General features: G+C 64.8%; 28 protein-coding genes. 22 read left to right on the top strand and 6 right to left on the bottom strand.

Going from position 1 to position 24,703, the window contains the following annotated elements:
• Positions 1–2: 2 nt before the first annotated feature.
• The 18 genes from LL253_RS08960 to queE all read left to right on the top strand — a co-directional run bounded on the left by LL253_RS08960 (position 3) and on the right by queE (position 16,168).
• Positions 3–2,897 carry a hypothetical protein gene (locus LL253_RS08960; protein WP_228226966.1) on the top strand — a complete coding sequence of 965 codons (2,895 nt, stop codon included), beginning with the start codon at positions 3–5 and terminating at the stop codon, positions 2,895–2,897.
• Positions 2,898–2,925: 28 nt separating this feature from the next.
• Positions 2,926–3,546, top strand: coding sequence for a flagellar basal body-associated FliL family protein (locus tag LL253_RS08955; RefSeq protein WP_009820833.1), 621 nt, complete (start codon positions 2,926–2,928; stop codon positions 3,544–3,546).
• Between the two features lie 55 nt (positions 3,547–3,601).
• Complete coding sequence (locus tag LL253_RS08950) at positions 3,602–4,489, top strand: flagellar motor switch protein FliM (protein ID WP_228221752.1); 888 nt, start codon at positions 3,602–3,604, stop codon at positions 4,487–4,489.
• Positions 4,486–4,821 carry a flagellar motor switch protein FliN gene (gene fliN / locus LL253_RS08945; RefSeq protein WP_009820835.1) on the top strand — a complete coding sequence of 112 codons (336 nt, stop codon included), beginning with the start codon at positions 4,486–4,488 and terminating at the stop codon, positions 4,819–4,821. The genes LL253_RS08950 and fliN overlap by 4 nt, the downstream gene beginning before the upstream one ends.
• 87 nt (positions 4,822–4,908) lie before the next feature.
• On the top strand, positions 4,909–5,175 hold the full coding sequence (locus LL253_RS08940; RefSeq protein ID WP_021228772.1) for a FliO/MopB family protein: 267 nt from the start codon (positions 4,909–4,911) through the stop codon (positions 5,173–5,175).
• A gap of 94 nt (positions 5,176–5,269) precedes the next feature.
• Complete coding sequence (gene fliP / locus LL253_RS08935; protein ID WP_323133408.1) at positions 5,270–6,025, top strand: flagellar type III secretion system pore protein FliP; 756 nt, start codon at positions 5,270–5,272, stop codon at positions 6,023–6,025.
• 35 nt (positions 6,026–6,060) lie between these two features.
• Complete coding sequence (gene fliQ, locus LL253_RS08930) at positions 6,061–6,333, top strand: flagellar biosynthesis protein FliQ (protein WP_228226965.1); 273 nt, start codon at positions 6,061–6,063, stop codon at positions 6,331–6,333.
• A gap of 10 nt (positions 6,334–6,343) precedes the next feature.
• A complete protein-coding gene (gene fliR / locus LL253_RS08925; protein ID WP_228226964.1) occupies positions 6,344–7,126 on the top strand; it encodes a flagellar biosynthetic protein FliR in 783 nt (260 codons plus the stop codon).
• A gap of 1 nt (position 7,127) precedes the next feature.
• Entirely contained in the window at positions 7,128–8,264 is a 1,137-nt protein-coding gene (gene flhB / locus LL253_RS08920) for a flagellar type III secretion system protein FlhB (protein ID WP_228226963.1), read from the top strand.
• Positions 8,265–8,389: 125 nt separating this feature from the next.
• On the top strand, positions 8,390–8,848 hold the full coding sequence (locus LL253_RS08915; protein ID WP_228226962.1) for a hypothetical protein: 459 nt from the start codon (positions 8,390–8,392) through the stop codon (positions 8,846–8,848).
• A 92-nt stretch (positions 8,849–8,940) separates the two neighbouring features.
• Positions 8,941–10,356 carry a flagellar filament capping protein FliD gene (gene fliD / locus LL253_RS08910; protein ID WP_228226961.1) on the top strand — a complete coding sequence of 472 codons (1,416 nt, stop codon included), beginning with the start codon at positions 8,941–8,943 and terminating at the stop codon, positions 10,354–10,356.
• A 19-nt stretch (positions 10,357–10,375) separates the two neighbouring features.
• Positions 10,376–10,771 (top strand): flagellar export chaperone FliS, encoded by a 396-nt coding sequence (locus LL253_RS08905; protein WP_009820843.1) that lies wholly within the window; start codon positions 10,376–10,378, stop codon positions 10,769–10,771.
• Positions 10,772–10,962: 191 nt separating this feature from the next.
• Complete coding sequence (locus tag LL253_RS08900; protein WP_228226960.1) at positions 10,963–12,159, top strand: aspartate aminotransferase family protein; 1,197 nt, start codon at positions 10,963–10,965, stop codon at positions 12,157–12,159.
• Between the two features lie 115 nt (positions 12,160–12,274).
• Positions 12,275–13,204: an ornithine carbamoyltransferase gene (argF, locus tag LL253_RS08895; protein WP_009820845.1), complete on the top strand. Its 930-nt coding sequence runs from the start codon at positions 12,275–12,277 to the stop codon at positions 13,202–13,204.
• 93 nt (positions 13,205–13,297) lie between these two features.
• Positions 13,298–14,236 (top strand): Hsp33 family molecular chaperone HslO, encoded by a 939-nt coding sequence (gene hslO / locus LL253_RS08890; RefSeq protein ID WP_228226959.1) that lies wholly within the window; start codon positions 13,298–13,300, stop codon positions 14,234–14,236.
• A 94-nt stretch (positions 14,237–14,330) separates the two neighbouring features.
• Positions 14,331–14,750: a DUF3617 domain-containing protein gene (locus LL253_RS08885; RefSeq protein ID WP_009820847.1), complete on the top strand. Its 420-nt coding sequence runs from the start codon at positions 14,331–14,333 to the stop codon at positions 14,748–14,750.
• A 65-nt stretch (positions 14,751–14,815) separates the two neighbouring features.
• Positions 14,816–15,517 carry a 7-cyano-7-deazaguanine synthase QueC gene (gene queC, locus LL253_RS08880; protein ID WP_009820849.1) on the top strand — a complete coding sequence of 234 codons (702 nt, stop codon included), beginning with the start codon at positions 14,816–14,818 and terminating at the stop codon, positions 15,515–15,517.
• Between the two features lie 3 nt (positions 15,518–15,520).
• Positions 15,521–16,168, top strand: a complete 648-nt coding sequence (gene queE, locus LL253_RS08875; protein ID WP_228226958.1) for a 7-carboxy-7-deazaguanine synthase — start codon at positions 15,521–15,523, stop codon at positions 16,166–16,168.
• A 932-nt stretch (positions 16,169–17,100) separates the two neighbouring features.
• Here queE and LL253_RS08870 read toward each other — a convergent pair.
• The 3 genes from LL253_RS08870 to lipB form a co-directional block, all read right to left on the bottom strand.
• Positions 17,101–17,793, bottom strand: a complete 693-nt coding sequence (locus LL253_RS08870; protein WP_228226957.1) for a hypothetical protein — start codon at positions 17,791–17,793, stop codon at positions 17,101–17,103.
• 84 nt (positions 17,794–17,877) lie between these two features.
• Positions 17,878–18,153: a hypothetical protein gene (locus tag LL253_RS08865; protein ID WP_228226956.1), complete on the bottom strand. Its 276-nt coding sequence runs from the start codon at positions 18,151–18,153 to the stop codon at positions 17,878–17,880.
• 60 nt (positions 18,154–18,213) lie between these two features.
• Entirely contained in the window at positions 18,214–18,909 is a 696-nt protein-coding gene (lipB, locus tag LL253_RS08860; RefSeq protein ID WP_228226955.1) for a lipoyl(octanoyl) transferase LipB, read from the bottom strand.
• A gap of 79 nt (positions 18,910–18,988) precedes the next feature.
• On the opposite strand from lipB, the gene LL253_RS08855 reads away from it, so the two are divergent.
• Positions 18,989–19,783: a hypothetical protein gene (locus tag LL253_RS08855; protein WP_228226954.1), complete on the top strand. Its 795-nt coding sequence runs from the start codon at positions 18,989–18,991 to the stop codon at positions 19,781–19,783.
• Here LL253_RS08855 and LL253_RS08850 read toward each other — a convergent pair.
• From LL253_RS08850 to LL253_RS08840, 3 genes are read right to left on the bottom strand one after another with little or no spacing between them, the layout of a single operon-like run.
• A complete protein-coding gene (locus LL253_RS08850; RefSeq protein WP_228226953.1) occupies positions 19,765–20,364 on the bottom strand; it encodes a GNAT family N-acetyltransferase in 600 nt (199 codons plus the stop codon). The two genes, LL253_RS08855 and LL253_RS08850, sit on opposite strands and share 19 nt — an antisense overlap.
• 5 nt (positions 20,365–20,369) lie before the next feature.
• On the bottom strand, positions 20,370–21,254 hold the full coding sequence (gene hemF, locus LL253_RS08845) for an oxygen-dependent coproporphyrinogen oxidase (protein WP_228226952.1): 885 nt from the start codon (positions 21,252–21,254) through the stop codon (positions 20,370–20,372).
• A complete protein-coding gene (locus LL253_RS08840) occupies positions 21,251–21,721 on the bottom strand; it encodes a tRNA (cytidine(34)-2'-O)-methyltransferase (RefSeq protein ID WP_228221734.1) in 471 nt (156 codons plus the stop codon). The genes hemF and LL253_RS08840 overlap by 4 nt, the downstream gene beginning before the upstream one ends.
• 193 nt (positions 21,722–21,914) lie before the next feature.
• Here LL253_RS08840 and petA point away from each other — a divergent pair, with 193 nt between their 5' ends.
• From petA to LL253_RS08825, 3 genes are read left to right on the top strand one after another with little or no spacing between them, the layout of a single operon-like run.
• Positions 21,915–22,481: a ubiquinol-cytochrome c reductase iron-sulfur subunit gene (gene petA, locus LL253_RS08835; protein WP_021228750.1), complete on the top strand. Its 567-nt coding sequence runs from the start codon at positions 21,915–21,917 to the stop codon at positions 22,479–22,481.
• 12 nt (positions 22,482–22,493) lie between these two features.
• On the top strand, positions 22,494–23,813 hold the full coding sequence (locus LL253_RS08830) for a cytochrome b (protein ID WP_228221733.1): 1,320 nt from the start codon (positions 22,494–22,496) through the stop codon (positions 23,811–23,813).
• A 14-nt stretch (positions 23,814–23,827) separates the two neighbouring features.
• A complete protein-coding gene (locus tag LL253_RS08825) occupies positions 23,828–24,676 on the top strand; it encodes a cytochrome c1 (RefSeq protein WP_228226951.1) in 849 nt (282 codons plus the stop codon).
• The last annotated feature ends 27 nt before the right edge of the window (positions 24,677–24,703 follow it).

Genomic DNA, 24,703 nt, shown 5'->3' with positions numbered 1-24,703 from the left:
CCATGACCATGTTGACCAGCCTCAAGGCTCTGCTGTTTCCCACGGTCGCGCCTGGCGGAGCGCAAGCCATGACCCTGCCGGCCGAAGGCAGCGTGGACTTCGCGCAATTTCTGAGCGCAGCGCAGGCGGATAAGCCTGCCAGCCCTCCGGCGGCGGACGATGTCGCAGCCTTTGCCGCCCGGACGTCGGCAACCCTCGTCGGACAAGAATATTCGCATGGTGGCGATAAGGCGATGGTGCCGGCGGGCCCCGCCATGCCTGCTCCCTTGGTAGAAGGCGACGCCGGGGCGCAACCGGCGCTCTTGCCGATGCCAGGGCAGGGGGCAGTGCCCGCGCCAATCGAGGCGGCGCCGACAGCCGGCCCGGCAACGGCTCAGCCCTCGCGCGTCCCGGATGCGGACGGCGCTGATCCAGAGCTGCTGAAACGGCCCCATGCGTCCACCGACGTGCCGGAAGGATCGCCTGCGGTTGTGCGGCTCCCCATGGCAGGTCAGGACGAATCGCCAGCCGTCGCGCTCGGCCGACCGGGTCCGTCCCTCGCCGGGCCGGGGAAGGACGGGGCTGACCCGTTGCAGCCCGTCGCGCATGGGGATGGGCCATCGCCTGCTCCAGGGATCGCGGCACCGACCGACATGGGACGGTCGGAGCCGCCGGTTGCGAACCTGACCTGGGAGGGCCAAGCCATGGCGGTCGCGTCCGCCGCGCCCGAAGCTGCCATGCTGGCCCCGATGGACGACAGCGTCGCGAAGCCCGTCGTGCCGAACGAAGCGGAGCGTGCGGAGACGCCGGCGGTTCCTGCGGAAGGCGGCGAAGACGAACAGGCGGTGCAACCGGACGCTCCCAAAGCGAAGACGCGCGCGGATCGGGCCGAAGACGCCCCGATTTCGGTTTCCGCCTTGGCGATGCCGATTCCCGTACCGGTATCTCCGGCCCCCGTCGCTGACAGCGCGCCTTCGCCTGTTGCCGCTGCGCCGGTCGCGCCTGCCACCAGCCGGTCGCAGCCCGCCATGCCAGCGCATCCGTCCCCGCCGCAGCCCGATGCCGCGCCGGTCGATGCGGGTGCCCCAAACATCGCCACGACTAAGTCACCCAAGAGCGCCGGCCTCCCGCCGCAGCCCATTGCCGCGCCCATCGACCCGGCCGTGCCGATGGCCGATCATCCCGTGCCGTCCGATCATGCGCCTGTCGCGTCGTCAACGGTGCCGGTCGAAAACAGGGCTGTCCCAGCGCCACCAACGGCAACCCCTTCGGCTGAACCGCAGGCGGCCGCGATCAGCGCTCCTGTCGATACGGGCGCACGCAGCGTCGCCCCTGCCGACGCGACATACCCGCCATCGCCGGTCCCGCAACCGGCCAAGGCCACCCATGCGGTCCAGCCAGCACCGTTGGCCGGCGTAGCGCCTCAGATTCGGCCTTCTGTGTCCGCAGGTGCCGAAGCCCTTGTCACAGACCCGATGCTGCCGGTCGATCAGCCACATCCCGCCGTCGCGCAAACACCGAATAGGAGCGAGCCTGTGACGGCCGCTCCGACCACGCGCGCGCCGGTCGGGCACGCCACTGCCGCGTCAGCTTTTGACCCGGCCATGGCCGCGGCGCCGATGCCTGTCGCGCGCGAGGGTGCGGACGAGCGCGCGATTCCGGACACGTCCGCTGCTCCCGCCGTCGGTTCCGCCATGCCACGGCCCGCCATGATGGCCGCTTCGGCCGATGGGCCGGCCGCGCTATCCGTCGCGACAAGGACGCCGCCCTCAGACATCCCGCCAGCCGAGGCCCCGCCAGCGCCGGCCCTTCATGCGGCTGGATCCGGGGCTGCTGTAGCTCGGAGTGCCGCACCATCCGTGTCGGCCCCTGCAACGCCGGCCGAGGCATCGACCCTATCCGCAGCGCGGGAACCGCCTCCGGTCGTTGCGCCGAGTGAGATCGTTAGTCCACCCGTGCCAGCGGAACCGGGAAAGCCGGCTAGTGCCGGGCGCGGTGCCGTCGCGACGGGTTTCCCGACGACCCCGGCCATGGCGGCGCAGGCAGCGGCCGATCAGTCCGCCCCTGCCCAGGATGATGCGGTCGTAACGCCGCCGGACATGGTGTCCGACGTCGCGCGGCCCATGGTCCAGCGGGTTCGGGCGGAGGCCGTTTCCTTGCTCCAGCTGGTGCGCGACCAGATGATAGGCCGCGCCCCCCAGGTTGCCGAGCCACGGGGCGACAGCGCGGCCGCGCCGATGACCGATGCCCCATCCGCCGCGCCAGCGGCAGCGTCTGTGCCGGCGAGCGCCGCGACCGCACCGCTTCTGACTCCCGCGCCGCAAGCGACGGCTCAGATCGCGCCGCTCGCCATGCCCGTCAGCGACCTGTCCGCCAGCCTTGGCGCGCAGATGGTCGATATGGGCGTTTCGGGCCAGTGGATCGACGGGCTGGCGCGTGACATTGCCGGTCTGTCGGCCAATGGCGCGCAGGGCCGGTTCCAGATCAACGCCGACCGGCTTGGCCCCGTTCAGGTCGACATTCGCCAGGGCGCGGACGGCGTGGCGGTGAGCTTGACCGTCGCCAGCGAAGCGGCTGAACTGGCGTTGCGCCAGGATAGCGACCAGTTGAAACGGGACCCCGCCTTAGCCGCCGGGCGCATTCATGACGTGCGGGTGGAGCGGTCCGCGCATATCACCGAACCGGCTCGTGCCGATAACGCCGCGAACCAGAATGGTTCGCAATCCGATCCACAGCAGCAGCCGTCCGCCGGCCATTGGCAGGCCCAGGGGCAGGGATCGGGCCAATCGCAGATGCAGGGCCGGCAGGGTCGCGAAAATATCGCGCAGCTGCATAAAAATGGGGACGGTCCGGTCGTTATGGACTCTGAGGAGGCGGGCAACAGCGCCCGCGACACAGTGCGCGCGCGCTATGCGTGATCCGCGCCCATCCCAGGGGACCTAGAGCATGAGCGACGAACCGAAGGCCAAGAAGAAAAAGGGCGGGGGCATGAAGATGATCCTGCTGCTGGTCGTCGGCGTCATCGTCGGCGGCGCGGGCGCGGCGGGTGGCCTTTATGCCGCCGGCTTCTTCGGCGCGAAGGAGGAAGGCCCCAAGGAGGACCCCAACAAGCCCGTACTCGTGCTGGCCGGCGAAAGCGCGGAAGACATTGCCAAGGCCCATGCCGCCCCGCATGGGGAAGCCGGCGCTCTCCACGCCATGCCGCATGGCAAGGGCATCGACCTGCCGACCCCGGCCAATCCGGCCGCCTATCAGGCGACCTATTTCCAGTTGCAGGCGCCCTTCACCTCCAACATGAGCGATACTGACGCCTTCGCCCAGATTTCGGTCGCGGTGTCGACCTATTATGACATGCGCGTCATCGATGCGATCAAGACGCATGAAATGGCGATCCGCAGCCAGGTGCTGATGATGCTTGCCCAGCAGCCGCAGGAGGTGCTGGACACCCCCAAGGGCAAGCAGATGCTGCAAGGCAAGATCAGGACGATCATCAACGATATTTTGAAGCAGAAAACCGGCTATGGCGGCGTTGATAACGTTTATTTTACCAATTTCGTTATTCAATAGGGGCGCCTGAAGAGGGTCGGGATGTCCCCTGACCTGATGCGGGCAGGGGACCAAGATGACGACCGACGTTCAATCCTTCGCCTTCGGGCGCGGGGAATTGCAGGCGCCCGTGATGCTGTCCGGGCTGGACCGGCTGGGCGACAAGCTCGGCCGGCGCATTCGCGCGCTGATCGAACCGATTGCCGGCGTGCGCCCCAATGTGCAGGCGCAAGACGCCCGCGTATTGGACTTCGCCGCCTGGAGCGCGCAAGTCCCCGCCTTTACCAGCATTTCGCTCTATCGCATCCTGCCGCTCAAGGGGCAGATGCTGCTGCGGCTGGACGCAGGCATGATATCGACGCTGGTCGATTGCTTCTATGGCGGCATCGGCAACCGTCCGCTGCCCGTGCGCGGTGAATTCACGCCGACCGAAGACCGCCTGATCGCGCGGATTTCCGAAACATTGATGGTGCGGATGGTCGAAAGCTGGGCCGATGTCCTGCCGCTCGACGCGTCGCTGATCCTGCGCGAAACGGGCGTGGGCTATGCCGCCGCCGCCCAACCTGCCGACCAGATGGTGCTGCAACGCTTCGTCGTCACGCTGACGCGCGATCAGGAATGGCCGATCGACCTGCTGTTCCCCCTGTCCGCCCTGCGCGCGGTCGAGGCGCTGACCGGCGCCAAGGTTCCCGCCGATGATGATCAGGCCGATCCGGTGTGGCAGGGACGCATCGCGCGGCGCATGCGCGACATCCGCCTGCCGGCCCGCACGGTGCTGGCCCGCCCCAATCTCTCGCTCGCCGACCTGATGGAACTCAAGGTTGGTGACGTAATCCCCGTGACGATCGGCCGCGCGCTGCCGCTGATCGTTGGAAACCGCATCGTTGCCCATGGCACGATCGGTGAGCAGGATGGCCGCGCCGCCTTCCAGATCGAAAAGCTTGCACAGGAAACCGACCAATGAGCGACATGAGCGAAGCCCCCCGGATGGAGCGGCCCGAAGACCCGGTCAGCAAGATGACCAATAACCGCCAGTTCAAGCTGCTGGCTGACATTCCGGTGCGCATGTCGGTGGAGGTGGGCTCGACATCGCTGCGCCTCGCCGAAGTCATGGACCTGGCTGAAGGCTCCATCGTGGAACTGGATCGCCAGGCCGACGACCTGCTCGACATCATGGTCAACGGCGCGCTGATCGCCAAGGGCGAGGTGGTGACGGTGAACGGGCGCTATGGCATCCGCATCGTCGATATTGCGGCGACCGAAAACCGGCTTGCCGGGATCGAACGGCGCGGCTGATCGCACGCTGGCCAATTTGCCCTTGCCTTTGCGCGCGAAACTGCGGATCGCACTGGCGGGGTTAACCATGATAGCGGGCGGCTCGATATGGTCTGGTATTTCGTCAAGTTGCTGATCCTGCTGCCGCTGGTGGGCGGCATGGCGTTCGGCGCATTGTGGCTGTGGCGCAAATATCAGCCCGGCATGATCGGCGCGGGGCAGGGCGATCGCTCGCTCAAGCTGCTCGAAGCGCTGCCCATGGGCACGTTCGGCAAGCTCGCCGTGGTGGAATTTGAGGGCAAGAAGATCCTCGTCGCGGTGACGCGCGGCCGCATCGAAAAGATCGCGGAAGGCGACCCCTATCGTGGACGGTGACAATAGCATCGTCATTCCCGCGAAAGCGGGAACCCATTTCTCGACCTTTCGCCTCGTTCCGCGGCTGGGGAGATGGATCCCCGCCTTCGCGGGGATGACGGTGTTTTTCCTTTTTTTGCTTGCCGTTCCCGCCATGGCGCAAGCCGCGCCCGCCGCGCCCCCGGTCGACAATGGCGGCGCGTTGACCCGCGCACTGGGGCAGGTGTCGGGCGATGGCCGGTCGCTCTCGCTATCGCTGCAAATCCTGATCCTCATGAGTCTGCTGACGGTGCTTCCGTCGCTCGTGCTCATGATGACCAGCTTCACCCGCATCATCATCGTTCTGTCGCTGCTGCGCCAAGCGCTGGGCCTGCAACAGACCCCGCCCAACCAGGTGCTGGTCGGCCTCGCCTTGTTCCTGTCGCTGTTCGTGATGCGGCCCGCGATCGACACGATCAACGCGCAGGCCTTCGATCCTTATGGCAAGGGGCAGATCAGCATCGAGGAGGCGGTCGGCCGGTCGGCCAAGGTGCTGCACGGCTTCATGAGCAAGCAGACGCGCGAAAGCGACCTCAAGCTGTTTGCCAATCTAGCGCAGGCGCCCGCTTTCCGCACGCCGGCCGACATTCCCTTTTCCATCCTGCTGCCCGCCTTCGTCACCAGCGAATTGAAGACCGCGTTCCAGATCGGTTTCATGATCTTCCTGCCCTTCCTCATCATCGACCTGGTGGTGGCGTCGACGCTGATGGCGCTGGGCATGATGATGTTGTCGCCCACGATCATTTCCATGCCGTTCAAATTGCTGTTGTTCGTGCTGGTGGACGGCTGGGCGCTGACCATGGGGTCGCTGGCCGGATCGTTCGCGACATGAGCGCAACGCACCGAATGGTTGAAGAGCGATAGGCGATGGAAAACGCCGATTTTTTCATGGGCCTTGCCCAGCAGGCGCTGTGGATCACGGCGCTCGCGGCCGCGCCCATCCTCATCCCGGCGCTGATTTCGGGCCTCGTCATCGGCATGATCCAGGCGGCGACCTCCATCAACGAGCAGACGCTGAGTTTCATTCCAAAGCTGATCGTCGTCGGCGCGATGCTGGTGTTGTTTGGCGGGTCGATCATGGTGCTGGTCGCCGACTTCACGCGCGAAATTTTCGAACGCATCCCGGACCTGCTGCAATGAGGGGCGCGCGATGATCGCGCCGGGCTTCGCGGGCGTCGAAACCCAGCTATGGGTCTGGCTGATCGCGATGATCCGGCCGGGCGCCGCCTTCATCGCCGCGCCCGTGTTCGGCGCGCCCGCCGTCCCGCTTCAGCTGCGCCTGATCCTGGCGCTCGCGCTGGGCCTGGCCGCGCTCAACAGCGTCACAATCCAGCTTCCGCCCGATGGTGTCGCCAGCTTCCAGGGTGTGTTGATGGTCGCGGGCGAGGTGCTGGCCGGCCTCGCCATGGGGTTCGCGGTCCAGATCGGCTATGCCGCCGCTTTCGTCGCGGGGGAAACGATCGGCAACGCCATGGGCCTCAACTTCGCCGCCATGGTCGATCCGTCATCGGGGCAGGGGACGCAGGTGCTGGGCCAGTTCCTCTCGATCCTCGCCACCTTCCTGCTGCTGGGCATGGACGGCCATCTGCTGCTCGCCAGCTTCGTCGTGCAAAGCTATGTCGCCATTCCGCCCAGCAGCGGCATATTGGCCAATGACACCATCTGGCGGCTCATCGAATTTGGCGGGTCGCTGCTGGGCATGGGGGTGACCGTCGCGCTGCCTGTCGGTTTTGCGCTGGTGCTGGTGCAGATCGTCATGGGCATGCTGTCGCGCGCGGCGCCTTCGCTCAACCTGTTCGCGGTCGGCATGCCGATGGCGATGATGGCGGGCCTGATCCTGCTCGCCATCGCCGCGCCGATCATGGCCGAAGGCATGACCGCCGCCTTGAAGGCAGGGCTGACGCAAGCCGGCCACATCGCGGAGGGCCGCTGACATGGCCGGCGGCAGCGAGGGCGGCGAAAAGACCGAAAAGCCGACACCCAAGAAGTTGCAGGACGCCGCCAAGAAGGGCGACATCCTTCAGTCGCGCGAACTGGGCACGGCGCTGGTCGTCATGGCCGGTATCGGTTGTCTGGCGGTCATTGGCCCGTCGCTGATCGACGCGCTGCGCGACATGCTGGTGGAGGCGCTGCGCATCCGGCGCGAGGATATTGTCGACTTTTCCCCGGCCAAGCGTGGACTCGACCTGCTCGCCAGTATCGCGCTGCCGGTGGCGGGCGTCATGCTCGCCACCTTCCTGGCCGCCATCGCCGCGCCCGCGCTGCTCGGATCGCTGGGCTTTCGCCCCGGCGCCTTCGCGCCCAAGCCGGAAAAGCTCAATCCTCTGTCCGGCCTCAAGCGCATCTTCGGGATGCAGGGCCTGATCGAGCTGTTGAAATCGATCGCCAAGGTCGGCCTGCTCGGCAGCATCGGCGTCTGGCTGATCTGGGACCGGCTGGCCGAGATTACGGGCCTGGGCAAGGCGGGCATCGCGCCGGCCATCGCCGATGTCGGCAATATCTTCATCTTCACCTGCTTGGTCATGGCGGGCGGTCTGTTCCTGATCGCGGGCATCGACGTGCCGGCCCAGATCATGCAGCGCGCCAAGCGGCTGGGCATGAGCAAGCAGGAAGTGAAGGACGAGCATAAGGAAAGCGAAGGATCGCCCGAGCTCAAGGGGCATATCCGCCGCCGCCAGTTCGAAGTGCTGAGCGGCTCCACCCGCAAGGCCGTCGCCGAAGCGAGCGTCATCATCACCAACCCCACCCATTTCGCGGTCGCGCTGCGTTACAAGCCGGGGCAGGACGCCGCGCCCGTGGTCGTCGCCAAGGGGTGCGACGCCATCGCCGCCTCGATCCGCGACCTTGCCGACACGCATGGCGTCACTGTGCTGCAATATCCCGAACTGGCGCGCGCCATCTATTTTACCAGCCGCGCGGGGCAGATCGTGAATGAGGGGCTGTATATGGCGGTGGCGACCGTCCTCGCCTTCGTGTTCCGCGTGGAAAACAAGATGGCGGGCGAAATGGACCGCCCCTTCATCACCGTGCCCGACGACCTGCGCTTCGATGCGGATGGGCGCAAGCTCTGACACGCGCTGCAAATGTCGCCTTCGCAGTCCTTTTTATCGAACGACGAATTTTTTCGCTGAACGCCCTAAAGCATCAGGACCCCGGTCCGTTCTCTGTTCACGGGGACCCGTAAGGATGGTGCGTCATGGACGATTTTGTATCGCGAACTGAATTGTCGCCGGTCGATCGCGCGGTCGTCCGCGCATCTTCGCCCGTGCCCGCCATCCAGTCAGTGTCCGCTCGCCGGACCAACGACGCGATGGCGCAGGAAAAGCGAAGCGCCCTGCCGCAGCCCGATGTGGCCGGGAGCAGCCAGGAGGAACTGGCCAGCCTTGCCGAATATGTCGAGGTCCATGCGCGCATCGCCGAAATACTGGCCGACCTCGACGCCGGGTCGACCGACCTTGCGCGGGCGCAGGATGCGGTGCAGGCGATGATCCCCAAGCCCATGGTGCTGGTCCCCCTGCCGCCGGCCAGCAAGGAAGCTGTGGAACATGCCGCCGATGTCGCGCGCCGCATAGTCGCGCGCGCTGCGCACGCCCATGCCGGGCAGGCGCATTTGCGGCGCGCGACGGTGGAGCAGGTCGCGGTTTCCGGCAATTAGACCGGGCAGGGCAAGGCCATCCGGCCCTACCGCAAATCTTTCCTAAAGGTCTTCCCGCTACCGCCGTTCTACCCTCTTGAAAGGACGGCCCAATGACTTCGGTAGGCAGCAGCATCTTGACAGCGCTCGGCGCGGGATCGGGGATCGACACCTCCTCGCTCGTGTCCAGCCTGGTCAGCGCGACGCGCGACCCGAAGGAATCGGCGATCACCAGCCGTCAGTCGCTTAACAGTTCACGGATTTCCGCGCTGGCGTCGGCAGTGAGCTCGCTCGACACCTTCGCCGACGCGCTCACCGAAGTCCTCTCGGGCGCGGCCTATACCGGCACCGCCGCCTCCAACGACAGCAGCATCGCGTCGGTCACTCTGCTGAGCGGCGGAAGCCCGGCGGGTCTTCCCGCGCAGCTCATCGTCAACCAGTTGGCGACAGCCCGTGTCCTGTCCTCCACCGCCACCGCGGGCGCGACCGGCAGCAGCGCGGTCGGCACCGGTAGCTTCACCATCACCAACGCGGCGGGCGAAGCGACGACCATCACCATCGATTCCAGCAACAACAGCTTTGCCGGCCTCGCCTCAGCGATCAACGCTGCGGGAACCGGCGTAACCGCGCGCGTCGTGACCGATACCAACGGCACGCGGCTGGTGTTCAAGGGGGAAACCGGCGCGGCCAATGATTTTTCCGTCAGCACCAGCGCCGATGATAGCGGCAGCGTGCTCGCGGGCCTGGGCTGGAGCGGCGCGGACAGCGCCACCATGTCCAGCACGTCGGCGCCGCAGAACGCCAAGATCACGTTGGACGGCGTCGCCTATGAATATGCCAGCAACACCGTCGACGGTGCGATCGACTATCTGCGGATCGACCTTAACAAGGCGTCGCCCGGCACCACCGTCACCCTGTCGATGACGCAGCCGACGGCCGGCCTGTCCGATCTGCTCAAGGAATTTGTCAGCGCCTATAATACGCTGATGACCGCGCTCAACACCGCGACCGCGACGGGCGCGGATTCGTCGAGCGCAGGGGTCTTGAACGGCGTGTCGGGCGTGCGCGACATGAAGCGCCAGCTTGCCGCCATCACCTCGACCCCGCTCGGCAGCACCGGCACTTACAAGACGCTGGCGGATATTGGCGTCGCCACCAATCGCGACGGCACGCTCAGCCTCGACACCGACATGCTCGCAAAAGCCATGGAAGCGGATCCCGAAGGCGTGACCAACATGGTCAACCCCAAGGTGTCGACCGCCGCCAATCCGGGGCTCGCCAGCCTGATGGACAGCGTGCGCGACTCCATCGAGAAAGATGACGGCCCGCTCAAGCTGGCGCAGGAGCGCTATGGGGCGCTGGCCGAGGACTTTACCGAGCAGCTGAGCAAGCTCGATGATCAGATGACCAATTATCAGGAGCATCTGACCAAGGTTTACGCGGCGATGGAAACACGCCTCAGCGCGCTTAAGGCGACGCAAAGCTACCTCGAACAGCAGATCAAGGTCTGGAACAACAGCGACAATTAATTCGGGACGGAAGACGACGATGTTCTACAATCAGGGCTATGCAGGCAATTCGGCGGCGCGGCGTTATGCAGCGGTGCATTCGGGCAGCCGCACTGAAGGGGCGACCCCGCACGGGCTGGTCAAGATCCTGTTCGACGAACTGCTGCTGGCGCTCGACGCCGCGGCGCTTGCCGAACGCAATGGCGACCGGATGAAGGTGTCTGACAAGCAGGCCCGCGCCATGTCGATCCTGTTTGCGCTGGAATCCAGCCTGGATTTCGACAAGGGAGGCGACGTCGCCACCGGCCTTGCGCAAATCTATCGCGAGGCACGCCGCCTGTTGCTGGTTGGCGCGAAGGAGCGCTCGGCTGCGCCAGTGGACGAAGCGCGCGCCATCGTTGCGGAAATCGCCGAGGCCTGGAACCAGATCGGCTAAGGCCAGCGCCAAGGCCAAGGCGGGTCAGGGCCAGCGTCGCGCCACTGGCCATGGAGGCGGGGTTGCACCCCTTCATTGGCGTCTGTATAGGCGTTGCTCGCACGAGGGCGGTCCGGCGGGGCCGCCTTTTTGCGTTTCGCGCAACCCCGCGCATCTGACGATTTAGACATCAGTCCAGAAAGGTAAGGCCCATGTCGATTAAGCCGCTCATGCCCGTTTACCCCCGGTGCGATGTGCGTCCGGTGCGAGGCGAGGGCTGCTATCTGATCGGCGAGCGCGGCGAGCGTTATCTTGATTTCGCCAGCGGCATTGCCGTCAATCTTTTGGGTCATGGCCATCCCCGGCTGGTCAAGACGATCGCCGATCAGGCCGCGACCCTGATGCACACATCCAACCTCTATGGCATGCCGCTGGGGGAGGAGTTCGCGCAGAAGCTGGTCGATAACACATTCGCCGATACCGTCTTCTTCACCAATTCGGGCGCGGAAGCGGTCGAATGCGCCATCAAGACCGCGCGCCGCTATCATTTTGCCAATGGCGAGGCGCACCGGCACAAGATCATCAGTTTCGACAACGCCTTTCACGGGCGGACGCTGGGCACGATTTCGGCCACCAGCCAGCCCAAGATGCGCGACGGCTTCGAACCGCTGCTGCCCGGTTTCCAGGTCGTGCCCTTCAACGACCTTGAGGCCGCGACCGCCGCGGTGGACGACAATACCGCCGGCTTTCTGCTGGAGCCGGTGCAGGGCGAAGGCGGCGTGACCCCCGCGACGCAGGACTTCCTCAAGGGCTTGCGCCAGCTGTGCGACGAACGGGGGCTGCTGCTCATCCTCGACGAAGTTCAGTGCGGCTATGCCCGCACCGGCACCTTCTTTGCGCATGAGCAATATGGCGTCGCGCCCGACATCATGGCCGTGGCGAAGGGCATTGGCGGCGGCTTTCCGCTCGGCGCGTGCATGGCGACCGAAGAAGCAGCCAAGGGCATGGTGTTCGGCACCCACGGGTCTACCTATGGCGGCAATCCGCTCGCCATGGCGGTGGGCCTTACCGTGCTGGACGAAGTGCTGGCCGACGGTTTCCTCGACCATGTGAAGACCATGGGCGCGCGCCTGCGCGCGGCGCTGGAGCAGCTCATCCCCAATCATGATGATATGTTTGCGGATGTGCGCGGCATGGGCCTGATGCTGGGCGTCAGGATGAAGGACGCCTATGATGCGCGTGCCTTTGTCGGGCATCTGCGCGATCATCACGGGCTGCTCGCCGTGTCGGCGGGTCAGAATGTGCTGCGCATCCTGCCGCCCCTCGTGATCGAGGAAAGCCACATCGCCGAAGCCATCGAGAAGATTTCCGCCGGCGCGCGGAGCTTCAAGGAGGCGAAGGCGGCCTGACATAATTTCTCCAACCCCGTTCGGTTCGAGCTTGTCGAGAACTGTTCTCGATACGCCTTCTTGACAAGCTCGAAGGCTACTCGAACCGAACGGGAGGGGAGTAGAGGGGAAACCCATGACCAAGCATTTTCTCAATCTTTCGGATGCAGGCGGCGACGCGATCGCCGCGATGATCGCCGACGCCATCGACCGCAAGGCCGCGCGGGCGGGCAAGCCCAAGGGCGCGGCGGATGCCGATGCGCCGCTTGCCGGCCATACGCTGGCGATGATCTTTGAAAAGAACAGCACCCGCACCCGCGTCAGCTTCGACATGGCGATCCGCCAATTGGGCGGCACGTCACTGATCCTGGATGGCGCGACCAGCCAGCTGGGCCGCGGCGAAAGCATTGCGGATACAGCCCGCGTGCTGTCCCGCATGGTCGACGCCATCATGATCCGCACCGACGATCATGCCAAGGTCGAGGAAATGGCGCATTATGCCACGGTCCCGGTCATCAACGGCCTCACCGACCTGTCGCACCCCTGCCAGATCGTCGCGGACCTGCTGACCGTGGTGGAACATGGCCTGGCGCTTCCCGGCAGCCAATGGGCGTGGCTGGGCGATGGCAACAATGTGCTGCATTCCATTGTCGAGGCGGCCGGGCTGCTGAAATTCGATGTGCGCATGGGGATTCCCCATGGCTATGACCCCGATCCCGGCTTTGCCGAAGCGGCGCGCGCGGCGGGATCGGCCATCATGCTGACGCGGGACGCGGCCGAAGCCGTGGCCGGCGCGGACATCATCGTCACCGATACCTGGATTTCCATGGGTCAGGCGCATGCCGACGAAAAGCTGGCGGCGATGATGCCATTTCAGGTCACACCCGACCTGATGCGCCAGGCCAAGCCCGATGCGAAATTCCTCCACTGCCTGCCTGCCCACCGTGGCGAGGAAGTGGTGGAGGCGGTGATCGACGGGCCGCAATCACTGATCTGGGACGAGGCGGAAAACCGCATTCATGGCCAGAAATCGGTGCTGCTCTGGGCGCTGGGTCGGCTTGGTTGAGATTTCGGGCAGGCTTCCTATCTAGGCAGCCTGCCCGCATCGCTGGATGCTGAAATCTTTGGCCGGCGTATCTCCGCCGGCTGCCGGAGTATCATGTTGACGCCTGCCGCCACCCTCGACCAAGCCGTTGGTTTCACCATCACGCAGCGCCATGCGCGCGGCCGCCTGGTGCGCCTGGGTCCCGTGCTGGACGCGGTGCTCGCGGCCCATGCCTATCCGCCCGCGATCGAGCGCACGCTCGCCTCCGCGCTTGTGCTGGCCGCATTGCTCGGCAGCACGCTCAAGGAGGAAGGGGGCCAGCTGACGCTCCAGGCGCAGACCGACAATGGCGTCATCAGCCTGCTGGTGGCCGATTACAAGAATGGCGATCTGCGCGGTTATGCCAAGTTCGATGCGGAACGGCTGGCCGAACTGGGGCCGGACCCGTCGCTGTTCGGACTGTTTGGCAAGGGTTTCCTTGCCATCACCTTCGACCTTGCCGAAACCGGCGAGCGCTATCAGGGCATCGTGCCGCTGGAGGGCGAATCGCTAGCCGATGCGGCGGAGCATTATTTCTTCCAGTCCGAACAGATACCCAGCCTGATCCGCATCGCGACCCGCCATGATACGGGTGAGGGCTGCGTTGCCGCTGGCCTGCTGCTCCAGCATCTGCCAGAGGGCGAAGTTGGGCGCGAAAGGCTGCATGTGCGCCATGATCATCCCGAATGGGAGCATGTGCAGGTGCTGGCCGACACGCTGCGGCCCGACGAACTGACTGACCCGGCCTTGCCGCTGACCGATATCCTGTGGCGCCTGTTCCATGAGGAAGAGGAAGTGCGCGTGAGCGAAGGCGCGCCGCTCGCCAAGGGGTGCCGGTGTGATCTTGCGCATATCCGCGACGTGATCGGCCGCTTCCCCGCCGACGAACGCGCGGAAATGGCGGGCGATGATGGTGTGATCGGCGTCGATTGTGCCTTTTGCTCGCGCATCTTCCCCCTGGCGCTCGACAGCTTCGACACGGATTCGCCGGCATCGGCCTCTGCCGCGAATTGAGGCCAGCCGTTCCGTTTGCGCTATGAAATTGCCGCAATTGTCCGGCAATGGTTCAGCATCATCTTCTTGCGACGAATGAAAAGGCGGATCGACCATGGCAGCAGCGCGCATATTGGGCGTCGCGATCGCGCTGATCGGCGCGGCAAGTGCGGCGCACGGCGTGGAGAAAAGCGGGCGGGACGCACCGTCGGCCCAGGCTTTGCGCGCGCTCGATACCGGCCAGTGGGAAGTGCGCGAACGCGGCGAGGACGCCCATACGCGCCGCATCTGCGTCAGCGACCTGCGCCAATTGCTCCAGTTGCAGCATGGCCCGCGCCTCTGTCCGGCGTTCACGGTCGATGACGGCGCGAAGGCCGTTTCGATCACCTATGATTGCGCTGCGGCGGGCAATGGCCGCACCGACCTGCGCGTCGAAACCGATCGCCTGGTGCAGATCCGGTCGCAGGGGGTCGCCGATGGCGCGCCCTTCGCCTTCGACGCCGAAGCGCGTCGCCTTGGCCCCTGCAAGCGTTGACCCGCGCATCGGCTCGGCAGGCGCGACCGCTTGCGCTGCTGCGTCGGGAGGCGTAGCGGGGCGCGATGGTTGCCAGACAAGAAAAATTTGCCGTCGTCCTGCTGTCGGGCGGTCTCGATTCGATGGTGGCGGGCGCGCTGGCGCGCGAAGCGGGCTATCGCCTCTTCGCGCTGTCGATCGACTATAACCAGCGCCATCGCGTCGAATTGCGCGCCGCCGCGCGCGTGGCGCAGGCGCTCAACGCGATCCGTCACATCGTCCTGCCGCTCGACCTCACCGCCTTTGGCGGATCGGCGCTGACGGCCGACATAGCCGTGCCCAAGAGTGGGGTGGGCAGCGACATCCCCGTCACCTATGTGCCAGCGCGCAACACGATCTTCCTGTCGCTGACACTGGGGCTGGCGGAGGTCGCGGGGGCGAGCGACATCTTCATCGGCGTCAATGCGCTCGATTACTCGGGCTATCCCGATTGCCGGCCCGAATTTATCGACGCTTTCCAGAAGATGGCGACGCTAGCCACCAAGGCGGGGGTGGAGGGGCATCCGATCCGCATCAACACCCCGCTGCAATATATGACCAAGGCGGATATCGCGCGCGAGGCCGATCGACTGGGCCTGGACGCCGGGATCAGCTGGTCCTGCTACGATCCCACGCCCGATGGCAAGCATTGCGGCCTGTGCGACAGCTGCCGGTTGCGCTCCAAGGGCTATCAGGAAGCGGGCCTGCCCGATCCCACCATCTATGCCGTGCAGCCGCCCAAGGCCTAAACGATGAGCTATGCGGTCAAGGAGATGTTCCTGACGCTCCAGGGCGAAGGGGTGCAGGCGGGGCGGCGTGCGGTGTTCCTGCGCTTTGCCGGCTGCAATTTGTGGAGCGGGCGCGAACAGGATCGCGCCAGCGCCGTCTGCCGCTTTTGCGATACGGACTTTGTCGGCACCGATGGCCTTGGCGGCGGCAAGTTCGCCGATGCCGAGGCTCTGGCCGACGCCGCGCTCGGCTTCTGGGGGGAAGGGGCGGAAGGCCGCTATATCGTGCTGACCGGCGGGGAGCCGATGTTGCAGGTGGACGACGCCCTGGTCGATGCGCTGCATGATCGGGGCTTCACCATCGCGATCGAAAGCAACGGCACCTTGGCCGCCCATCCCGGCATCGACTGGATCTGCGTCAGTCCCAAGGCCGGCAGCGACGTGGTGCAGCGATCTGGGCATGAACTAAAGCTCGTCTGGCCACAGCCGGGCGGTGGCCATAGCCTGGCGGACGTCGATGCGATGGCCCGATGGGCGTTCGCTCATCATCTGATCCAGCCCCTCGACGACGCCCACGCCCCCGACAACGCCCGCGCCGCCATCGCCCTGGTCATGGACCGCCCGCAATGGCGGTTGACGGTGCAGGCGCATAAATATCTGGGGCTGCGATAGGATGCGGGGCTGGTCGTAGACCACTGCGATCCGCCTTCGCCATGCAGGCGGGGGCTAAACTCTCAGCGTTGCGTTGCGTTGGGGGTGAGGCCGGTAGATGGTCTCCTGCTTGGGCCTGCTGGCACCCTCCCGGTTGCGGGAATGACGGGGATGGGTGGTTTGCGGACGGACTGATACTGGATCAGCATCACTCAAGTCAGACGTTGCAGAGCGGGGTCGATCTAGCCATCATCGCAACATGCAATGCCGCTTTATGAACTTCGCTCCTTTGATACTGTTGGTGACGCAAGGGTGTGAGCAGCAACCACAGCGGCTTTCGGATAACGCTATTCAAGAGTTTCGAGAAGGGATGCCGGGCATCACCGAGGGATGCCTTAACAAAATTAAATATGGTGGTATCGAAGCGATGCCGTCGAGCACAGATGAATGCTTCGAAATGACTCCAGCCCGTCAGTGGAAAGGCTTATGGAGAAGGGAGTTCGAGAATTCCCGCTTTTGTCCATCGCCTGCTGGTTCCTGCTCCTATCAAACTGCTGGCGACCGCATCTGGTTGTCGGGGAAGGCCTTAACTTCTTCAGCTAGCGACGAAGGCCTCTACGAAGTTGAGTTTGTTGGACGGCAGACGGCTCGCAAGGGAAGCTACGGGCACTTGAGCGCCTTCGACTATGAGATAATCGTCGATAAGATAATTAACTTACGTCCGGTGTCAGATGCCGCGATTTTTAACCGAGTAAGGCAACAAGTGGTCGAAATACGACCTTGTTCTGCACGCTCACCCTGTTTCGCCCCGGCTACCGATGAGAAAACGTCGTCATGCCGGGCTTTGCCCGGCATCCCGCTTTCTTGGACGGACGAAGCGGGACCCCGGCTTAAGGCCGGGATGACAATGACAAGATGTGGTTCAAATCTCAGCAAGCCCCCCTCGCCTGCTCTTACGGCGTGGCCCCGACCTTCTCATTATAGGCCTGGTGGCAGACCGGCTCCAGCACACCCTTTTTCCAGCATTTGGGGTCGAAGGAGGGCAGGGCCACGGCATAATCGTCGCCGGGCATGCCATAATATTGTTCGCCCGCCTGAATGAGCGACTTCTTGATCGAGGCGAGGCCCGTGCGTGCCACGTCGGCGAGCGCGCCGCGATCGGCGAAGATCGCCTGGCGGCCGACGACGCCGGCTTCCTGGCAAAAGCCCTTTTGCGCCTGCACCGTCGAATAGCCCGAATAGATGCGGGTATTATACATGTCAGCCGCCGACTGGCCGGCGCGGCCCTTGCCGGCAGTGCGCTGGAAATAGGCGAGCAGCGTCGCCTGCGCCGCGTCCAGTTCCGCGTCATGATGGGCGATCATGGCGTTGTAATTGTCGACCGTCAGCAGCGTGGGTTCGAACTGGCATTGCAGCGCGGCGACGTTGAGCGCGGCGCGCAGGTTCCACGCCAGCCCGGCTTTGATCTCGTCGGCCGTGGCGCCCGGCAAGCCAAGCGCGATGGCGGCATTGCTGTCGGTGAAGGCCGGCGCGCTCATGTCGGGCGGCGACCAGTAGAATTGGGCGGCGGCCGGCTGTGCCGCCAGCGGCATCAGGGCGATCGACAGGCTGCACAGGCTGGTGCGCAGGGCGGAACGGAAGCTCATCGTCTTGTCTCTCCAGAAGGATGCGGCACGGCGCATCCTGACACTCATAACCATTCGCGCATATAGCCCGGATCAGCGGCTGAATTACTGATCCGCGACCACTTCGGCATCTTCAGCAGGCGCGGAGGCCGGCGTGTCGCTCGCGGAAGCGCTCTGATTGGCCGCGCCATCATTGCCGGGGGCAGCGATGGCGGTGCCTTCGCTCTGCACGCCGTCCAGATCGGTCATCGCGTCAGTCGCGGTGCCGTCCACCACTTCCATATCCTTCATCTGCACATTGCTGCCGCCCTTGTCTCCGCCGCCGCAGGCGGTCAGCGACAACAGAGCGGCGGTGCAGACGATCCATGCATTCACGCGCATCCGGGTCTCCTTGAACATCGCGTCGATACCCGGCATCCCCGCCGGTGAAAGCGAAGGACCCTAGCGGGCGGCCTCGCATTGCTCAAGCCCTGAGCCGCAGCGCGACAAGCGGCTGAGAAAGGCCGGGAAATGGCTCTTGAGCGCACCATCGAGAGCAGCCATGGACGCGTTGCCACCTAGCGCGGCGACGCTGGTCACGGGATAATCGCTGATGCCGCAGGGCACGATGCCGGCAAAATGCGACAGATCAGGATCGACGTTGATGGAAAAGCCATGCAGCGTCACCCAGCGCCGGACCCGGATGCCGAGCGCGCCGATCTTTGCTTCCCGTCCGTCGCGGTCGTCGGTCCAGATGCCGATGCGCCCCTCCGCTCGCCGCGCCGCAATGCCAAGCTCGCCGAGCGCCGCGATCATCCAGCCTTCGAGATGATGGACGAAATTGCGCACATCCTTGCCCCGCGCGCTCAGGTCGATGTTGAGATAACCGATCCGCTGCCCGGGCCCATGATAGGTGTAGCGCCCGCCGCGGCCGGCATCGTGCACGGGAAAGCGCGGGTCGATCAGTTCGGCCGGGTCGGCGCTGGTTCCCGCCGTATAGAGCGGCGGATGCTCCAGCAGCCACACCCGCTCACGCGCGTTCCCGGCATGGATCGCGGCAGCGCGCGCTTCCATGTCGGCCAGCGCCTCTGGATAATCGACCGGCGCCGCGTCGACGCGCCATTCGATGTGGTCGGGAAAGGGGAGGGAGTGATCCATGGCGTTTCCTTGACTTGGGCCGGGCGAGCGATCAAGTCTCCCACCCGCATTTCCCCCTTTTGAGGCAGGCAGATTAGATATGGCGACAATCTCCATCGGCAAGGCTTGGGAGGAAGCCGTCGCCTTCATCCGGCGCGAAGCGACCTTGCTGTTTCCGGTCGCCCTGCTGTTCGTGGCGCTGCCGGGCCTGATCGTGCAGGAAATGACGCCGCCGCAATTGCAGGAATGGTTCGCGCAGCCCAAGGCGGACGCCATTCCGGTGATGCCGCCCGGCTTTGCCCTGTCGATGCTGCTGGGCATCGTCATCATCTGGTTCGGATCGCTTGCCCTTTTCGCGCTGGCGCTTCGCCCCGGCATCAGCGTGGGCGAAGCGTTGAGGCTCAGCTTTTCGCGCCTGCCGGTGCTGCTGGGCACGGCGGTGCTGGTGGTCGTTGCCATTGTCGCTTTCATTGTCGTGATCGCGCTGGTCAGTGTGATTTTCGCCATGGCCTCGCAACAGGCGGCGCATGTGATGGGATTGTTGCTCGGGCTGGCGGCGGTGATCATCGTCTTCTTTGCCAGCATCCGGCTGGTGCTGCTCAATGCGGTCGTCATCGACACGCGCGGCGGCGTGGTCGAATCGCTGCGCCGCGCCTGGGCGCTGACGCGCGGCCATTTCTGGCGGCTGTTCGGCTTCCTGGTGATCGTGATGCTGCTCTCGACGCTGGTGGGGACGGCGGCGCAGGTGATCTTCGGCTTGCTTGGCAGCCTGCTGGCCGGGCCGGAGGGGGCGCGGCTGGCGGGCGGCATTGCTGCGGCGGCGGTGTCGGCCGTGGTGCAGGTCTATCTGCTAGTGATGCTGGCGCGCATCTATCGTCAGGCGTCGGCGGCCTGATCCAGCACCGGCACATGCGGGGCGGCGTCGCGTGGCAAAATGCCCGCCAGGCGCGGGTCGGCGAACGTCTCGATCTCGCGCGCGAAGGGGGTAAAGCCTGAGCGCACGTAGAAGCCTAGCGCTCCCGGACTGTCGAGCGTGCAGCTGTGGACCCAGAAACGTTCGACCCCCTTGCGCCAGGCGAGCGACGTCGCATGCGCTATCAGCCAGCGGCCCAGTCCCTTGCCGGTCCGTTCGGGGACGAGACCAAGGAAGCTCAGCTCGCAATCGGGCATCGACCGGAAATCGAGTTCCAGCAGGCCGATCTCCGTCCCTAGCGGGTCCGTCACCGCATAAATCTCCACGGCGGAATCATGGATGATCGCCAGCAATTGCGCGTCCGCCATCACCAGCCGTGAAAACCACAGCCATGGCGCCCCGACGCGGCGAAACAGGGTGCGATAGGCCTGCGCATTCGGCGTCTTCCAGCGGACGAGCCGCAGCGGCGCGGGCGGGATCGGCGCTGGCCGGGGCCGCGCGCGCATCTCCAGATGGGTGACGATCGTCGCCACCATGCCCGGTTCGACCCGCATCAGCGGCATGCCGTTCAGCTCCAACTTGCCATCGGCGGCAGGCTCATCAGGATCGCGTCGATATTGCCGCCGGTCTTGAGCCCGAACAAGGTTCCCCGGTCGTGGACCAGGTTGAATTCGGCATAGCGGCCGCGCCATTCCAGCATGGTTCGATAGTCCGCATCGCTCCATGGCTCTCCCATCCGCCGCCGCACGATCGGCGGGAAGGCGGCCAGGAAGGCGTCACCGACCGCGCGGGTGAAGGCGAAATTCGCGTCGAAAGCTGCGTCGTCAACGCATTCGAGATGATCGTAGAAAATACCGCCCACGCCGCGATGCACGCCCCGGTGGGGGATGAAGAAATAGTCGTCCGCCCATGCCTTGAACCGGGGATAATGGTCAGGATCATGCGCGTCGCACGCGTCTTTCAGCACGGCGTGGAAATGGGCCGTATCCGCTTCGCGTGGCAGCGGCGGGTTGAGGTCCGCGCCGCCGCCGAACCAGCTTTTCGTGGTGACAAGGTAGCGCGTGTTCATGTGCACGGCCGGGACATGCGGGTTGGCCATATGCGCCACCAGGCTGATGCCGGTGGCGAAAAAGGCGGGGTTTTCGTTCGCGCCATGGATGGTCTGGGCAAAGCCGGGGGCGAATTCACCGCCCACGGTGGACACGTTGACGCCCACCTTTTCGAACACCTTTCCCTTCATCACCCCGCGCACGCCGCCCCCGCCATCGCCCGCCGCCTGGCCTTCAGCCTCGCGGTCCCAAGGCGTGAAGGCAAAGGCGGCGTCGCTGTCGGCTTCGCGTTCGATCGCTTCAAATTCGGCGCAGATGCGGTCGCGCAGCGATTCGAACCAGCCGCGCGCCGCCTGCTGGCGATCGTCGAGCGCGAGGGGGGCGATGGGAACGGGATTGGTCATGCGGGAAACCCCTCGGTCTGGCGTAATGCTTCGGCCACGGCGATGCCGGTCGACACGGCGATGTTCAAGGACCGGAAGCCCGGCGCCATGGGGATGCGCACGCGAATATCGGCCAGATCGCGCACATCGTCGGGGACGCCCGCGCTTTCCGATCCCATCAGCAGCACGTCATCGGATTTGAACCGCACGTCCGGCAAACGCTGGGAGGCATGGGCGCTCATCAGCAGCAGCCGTCGCCCCTCCGCGCGGCGAACGGCGTCGAACGTCTCGAAATTGGCGTGGCGCGTGACGTCAGCCGCCGCGCCATAGTCCATCGCGGCCCGTTTCAGGCGCGCGTCGGAAAAGGCGAATCCGGTCGGCATGATGATGTCCACAGGCACGGCGAGACAGGCGGCAAGGCGCAGGATCGCGCCGACATTGCCTGCAATCTCGGGTTGGTAAAGGGCGATACGCATGGCCAGCGGCATAGAGCAGCGCAAGCTTTTGTAACAGACTAAGTAAGATAGCGGTTGGCAAAGCGCGCGCTTCCCGGTTATCAGGCCCGCGAACCACACCGGGGGGAAGGTGGGGGCGGCCATGGCTGACAACCCAAATCCCTTGATAATCAGCGTCGGTAACGGCATGCGGTGTGACAGGGAAGTCTTGCAAGGGTAGAGGTGCATGGCGAGCGTTGATCATTCTGACGGACAAACTCTATCCGGTGGAGAAGAGGTGCGCCGCCGCGATTTCATCAATATCGCTGCGGTCAGCTTCGCAGGCATGGGCGCCGTGGCGGTGGTCGTGCCGCTCATCGACCAGATGAACCCCAGTGCCGACGTGCTGGCGCTTGCATCGACCGAGGTCGATCTGTCGGCGATCCAGCCGGGACAGGCGATCAAGACCACCTTCCGGTCGCAGCCGCTGTTCGTGCGGCATCTGACGCCCAAGGAAATCGCCGAGGCTGACAAGGTGGACGTCGCCACGCTGCGCGATCCGCAGACGCTGGAAGAACGCACCGTCGATGGCAAGAAGCAGTGGCTCATCACGATGGGCGTCTGCACCCATCTGGGCTGCGTGCCGCTGGGCGCGGGCGAGGGTGAGAATCGCGGCGAATATGGCGGCTATTTCTGCCCCTGCCACGGGTCATCCTACGACACCGCCGCCCGTATCCGTAAGGGGCCTGCCCCCAAGAATCTGGAAGTGCCTGAATTCAAGTTCACTTCCGACACTGCCATTCTTGTGGGTTGAGGGGGGACCGTCATGAGCTTTCCATGGGCTGAACATTATACTCCCAAGCATCCTGTGATGCAGTGGATGGACGAGAAACTGCCGTTGCCGCGGCTCGTCTACAATGCGGTGGGCGCTGGCTATCCAGTGCCGCGCAACCTCAACTATTTCTGGAATTTCGGCGTCCTGGCCGGCCTGGCGCTGATGATTCAGATCGTCACCGGCGTCATCATGGCGATGCATTATGGCGCCAACGACCTGGTCGCCTTCGCCACTGTCGAACAGACGATGCGCGACGTCAATTCGGGCTGGCTGATGCGCTACGCGCACGCCAACGGCGCCAGCTTCTTCTTCATCGTCGTCTATCTCCATATCTTCCGCGGCCTGTTCTACGGCTCCTACAAGGCGCCGCGCGAGATGGTGTGGCTGCTGGGCCTCGTCATCTTCCTCCTCATGATGGCGACCGCCTTCATGGGCTATGTGCTGCCTTGGGGGCAAATGAGCTATTGGGGCGCGAAGGTCATCACCGGCCTGTTCGGCGCGATCCCGGTCGTGGGCGAACCGATCCAGACCTGGCTGCTGGGCGGTTTCGCGCCGGGCAACGCGTCGCTCAACCGCTTCTTCTCGCTGCACTTCCTGCTGCCCTTCGTGATCGCAGGGGTCATCATCCTGCACATCTGGGCGCTGCATATTCCAGGATCGAGCAATCCGACCGGCGTCGAGGTGAAGGGGCCGCAGGATACCGTGCCCTTCCACCCCTATTATACGGCGAAGGATGGGTTCGGGGCCGGCGTGTTCCTGATCCTCTTTTCGATCATGCTGTTCTACGCGCCCAATTATCTGGGCCACCCGGACAATTATATCGAGGCTAACCCGCTTTCGACGCCCGCACATATCGTGCCCGAATGGTATTTCTGGCCCTTCTACGCGATCCTGCGCGCCTTCACCGTCGACTTCTTCTTCGTGCCTGCCAAGCTGCTGGGTGTGCTGGCGATGTTCGCATCGATCCTGCTGCTCTTCTTCCTGCCCTGGCTCGACAATTCGCCGGTGCGCTCGGGCAATTACCGCCCGACGTTCAAGAAGTTCTTCTGGATCCTGGTGGCCGACGTGCTGATCCTGGGCTATTGCGGCGGTGCGCCGGCGGAAGAGCCCTATGTGATGATCAGCCAGGTCGCGGCGGCCTATTATTTCGCCCACTTCCTGATCGTGCTGCCGCTGATTGCGCGCTTCGAAAAGCCGCTGCCGCTGCCCGGCTCGATCACCGAATCGGTGCTTAATCGCTACAATATAAAAGGCGAAGAGGACGCGCTGCCCGGCATGGGCGCCGATCCGCAGCCTTCGACCGCCGGTTAAGGGGAGACGATATCATGGTTCGCATCGGCGCATTTTTCGTCGGCCTCTTCTTCGCGGGTTGGCTGCTGATCTCCTTCCTTTTCGGCGCGGCCGCCTATGTGTCGGACCCGCCGCAGCCGACCGTGGAGCATGAATTCCACAAGGCGCCCAAGCATGTGTCCTTCTCGTTCGATGGCCCCTTCGGCCGTTATGATCGCCAGCAGCTGCAACGCGGCTTTCAGGTGTTCAAAGAAGTCTGCTCGGCCTGCCACAGCCTCAAGTTCGTGGCCTTCCGCGATCTGGAAGCGCTGGGCTATAATGAGGCGGAAGTGAAGGCGATCGCCAAGCAGTGGGCGATCAAGACGCCCGACGTCGATCCCAAGACGGGCGAAATGACGGGTCGCGATCCGGTTCCTGCCGATCACTTCCCCAAGCCCTTCGCCAACAATGTCGCGGCGGCGGCGGCGAACAACAATGCGATCCCGCCGGATTTATCGCTGATGACCAAAGCCCGCCATCATGGCAGCGCCTATGTCTATTCGCTGATCACCGGCTATCAGCCGCAACCGGCCGAGTTGCTTAGGGAATTCCCGGACGCCAAGACGCCGGAGGGGCTGCACTACAACCCTTATTTCGCCAATCTTAACCTGGCGATGGCGCCGCCCCTGACCGCTGATGGACAGGTCACTTATGGGGACGGCACCAAGCCGACGGTCGACCAGATGGCCAAGGACGTTGCGGCGTTCCTGACCTGGACCGCGGAACCCAAGCTGGAAAATCGCCGTCGCGCCGGACTTGCGACGATCGTCTTCCTGCTGATCGCCACAGGCCTTGCCTATATGGCCTATCAGAATATCTGGGCGGGCAAGAAAACGGCGGCGTGACTTCTATTGTCAGTGCGCCAACAAAAG

The sequence above is a fragment of the Sphingobium soli genome (assembly GCF_020782245.1).
GTDB classification, from domain to species: domain Bacteria; phylum Pseudomonadota; class Alphaproteobacteria; order Sphingomonadales; family Sphingomonadaceae; genus Sphingobium; species Sphingobium soli.
This window is presented reverse-complemented; position numbering and strand designations above follow the sequence as displayed.

What these genes read in the sequence shown, in the direction of transcription:
- LL253_RS08960 (WP_228226966.1), top strand. Translation starts at nt 3, where the DNA reads ATGACCATGTTGACCAGCCTCAAGGCTCTGCTGTTTCCCACGGTCGCG.
- LL253_RS08955 (WP_009820833.1), top strand. Translation starts at nt 2,926, where the DNA reads ATGAGCGACGAACCGAAGGCCAAGAAGAAAAAGGGCGGGGGCATGAAG.
- LL253_RS08950 (WP_228221752.1), top strand. Translation starts at nt 3,602, where the DNA reads ATGACGACCGACGTTCAATCCTTCGCCTTCGGGCGCGGGGAATTGCAG.
- fliN (WP_009820835.1), top strand. Translation starts at nt 4,486, where the DNA reads ATGAGCGACATGAGCGAAGCCCCCCGGATGGAGCGGCCCGAAGACCCG.
- LL253_RS08940 (WP_021228772.1), top strand. Translation starts at nt 4,909, where the DNA reads ATGGTCTGGTATTTCGTCAAGTTGCTGATCCTGCTGCCGCTGGTGGGC.
- fliP (WP_323133408.1), top strand. Translation starts at nt 5,270, where the DNA reads ATGACGGTGTTTTTCCTTTTTTTGCTTGCCGTTCCCGCCATGGCGCAA.
- fliQ (WP_228226965.1), top strand. Translation starts at nt 6,061, where the DNA reads ATGGAAAACGCCGATTTTTTCATGGGCCTTGCCCAGCAGGCGCTGTGG.
- fliR (WP_228226964.1), top strand. Translation starts at nt 6,344, where the DNA reads ATGATCGCGCCGGGCTTCGCGGGCGTCGAAACCCAGCTATGGGTCTGG.
- flhB (WP_228226963.1), top strand. Translation starts at nt 7,128, where the DNA reads ATGGCCGGCGGCAGCGAGGGCGGCGAAAAGACCGAAAAGCCGACACCC.
- LL253_RS08915 (WP_228226962.1), top strand. Translation starts at nt 8,390, where the DNA reads ATGGACGATTTTGTATCGCGAACTGAATTGTCGCCGGTCGATCGCGCG.
- fliD (WP_228226961.1), top strand. Translation starts at nt 8,941, where the DNA reads ATGACTTCGGTAGGCAGCAGCATCTTGACAGCGCTCGGCGCGGGATCG.
- LL253_RS08905 (WP_009820843.1), top strand. Translation starts at nt 10,376, where the DNA reads ATGTTCTACAATCAGGGCTATGCAGGCAATTCGGCGGCGCGGCGTTAT.
- LL253_RS08900 (WP_228226960.1), top strand. Translation starts at nt 10,963, where the DNA reads ATGTCGATTAAGCCGCTCATGCCCGTTTACCCCCGGTGCGATGTGCGT.
- argF (WP_009820845.1), top strand. Translation starts at nt 12,275, where the DNA reads ATGACCAAGCATTTTCTCAATCTTTCGGATGCAGGCGGCGACGCGATC.
- hslO (WP_228226959.1), top strand. Translation starts at nt 13,298, where the DNA reads ATGTTGACGCCTGCCGCCACCCTCGACCAAGCCGTTGGTTTCACCATC.
- LL253_RS08885 (WP_009820847.1), top strand. Translation starts at nt 14,331, where the DNA reads ATGGCAGCAGCGCGCATATTGGGCGTCGCGATCGCGCTGATCGGCGCG.
- queC (WP_009820849.1), top strand. Translation starts at nt 14,816, where the DNA reads ATGGTTGCCAGACAAGAAAAATTTGCCGTCGTCCTGCTGTCGGGCGGT.
- queE (WP_228226958.1), top strand. Translation starts at nt 15,521, where the DNA reads ATGAGCTATGCGGTCAAGGAGATGTTCCTGACGCTCCAGGGCGAAGGG.
- LL253_RS08870 (WP_228226957.1), bottom strand. Translation starts at nt 17,793, where the DNA reads ATGAGCTTCCGTTCCGCCCTGCGCACCAGCCTGTGCAGCCTGTCGATC.
- LL253_RS08865 (WP_228226956.1), bottom strand. Translation starts at nt 18,153, where the DNA reads ATGCGCGTGAATGCATGGATCGTCTGCACCGCCGCTCTGTTGTCGCTG.
- lipB (WP_228226955.1), bottom strand. Translation starts at nt 18,909, where the DNA reads ATGGATCACTCCCTCCCCTTTCCCGACCACATCGAATGGCGCGTCGAC.
- LL253_RS08855 (WP_228226954.1), top strand. Translation starts at nt 18,989, where the DNA reads ATGGCGACAATCTCCATCGGCAAGGCTTGGGAGGAAGCCGTCGCCTTC.
- LL253_RS08850 (WP_228226953.1), bottom strand. Translation starts at nt 20,364, where the DNA reads ATGCCGCTGATGCGGGTCGAACCGGGCATGGTGGCGACGATCGTCACC.
- hemF (WP_228226952.1), bottom strand. Translation starts at nt 21,254, where the DNA reads ATGACCAATCCCGTTCCCATCGCCCCCCTCGCGCTCGACGATCGCCAG.
- LL253_RS08840 (WP_228221734.1), bottom strand. Translation starts at nt 21,721, where the DNA reads ATGCCGCTGGCCATGCGTATCGCCCTTTACCAACCCGAGATTGCAGGC.
- petA (WP_021228750.1), top strand. Translation starts at nt 21,915, where the DNA reads ATGGCGAGCGTTGATCATTCTGACGGACAAACTCTATCCGGTGGAGAA.
- LL253_RS08830 (WP_228221733.1), top strand. Translation starts at nt 22,494, where the DNA reads ATGAGCTTTCCATGGGCTGAACATTATACTCCCAAGCATCCTGTGATG.
- LL253_RS08825 (WP_228226951.1), top strand. Translation starts at nt 23,828, where the DNA reads ATGGTTCGCATCGGCGCATTTTTCGTCGGCCTCTTCTTCGCGGGTTGG.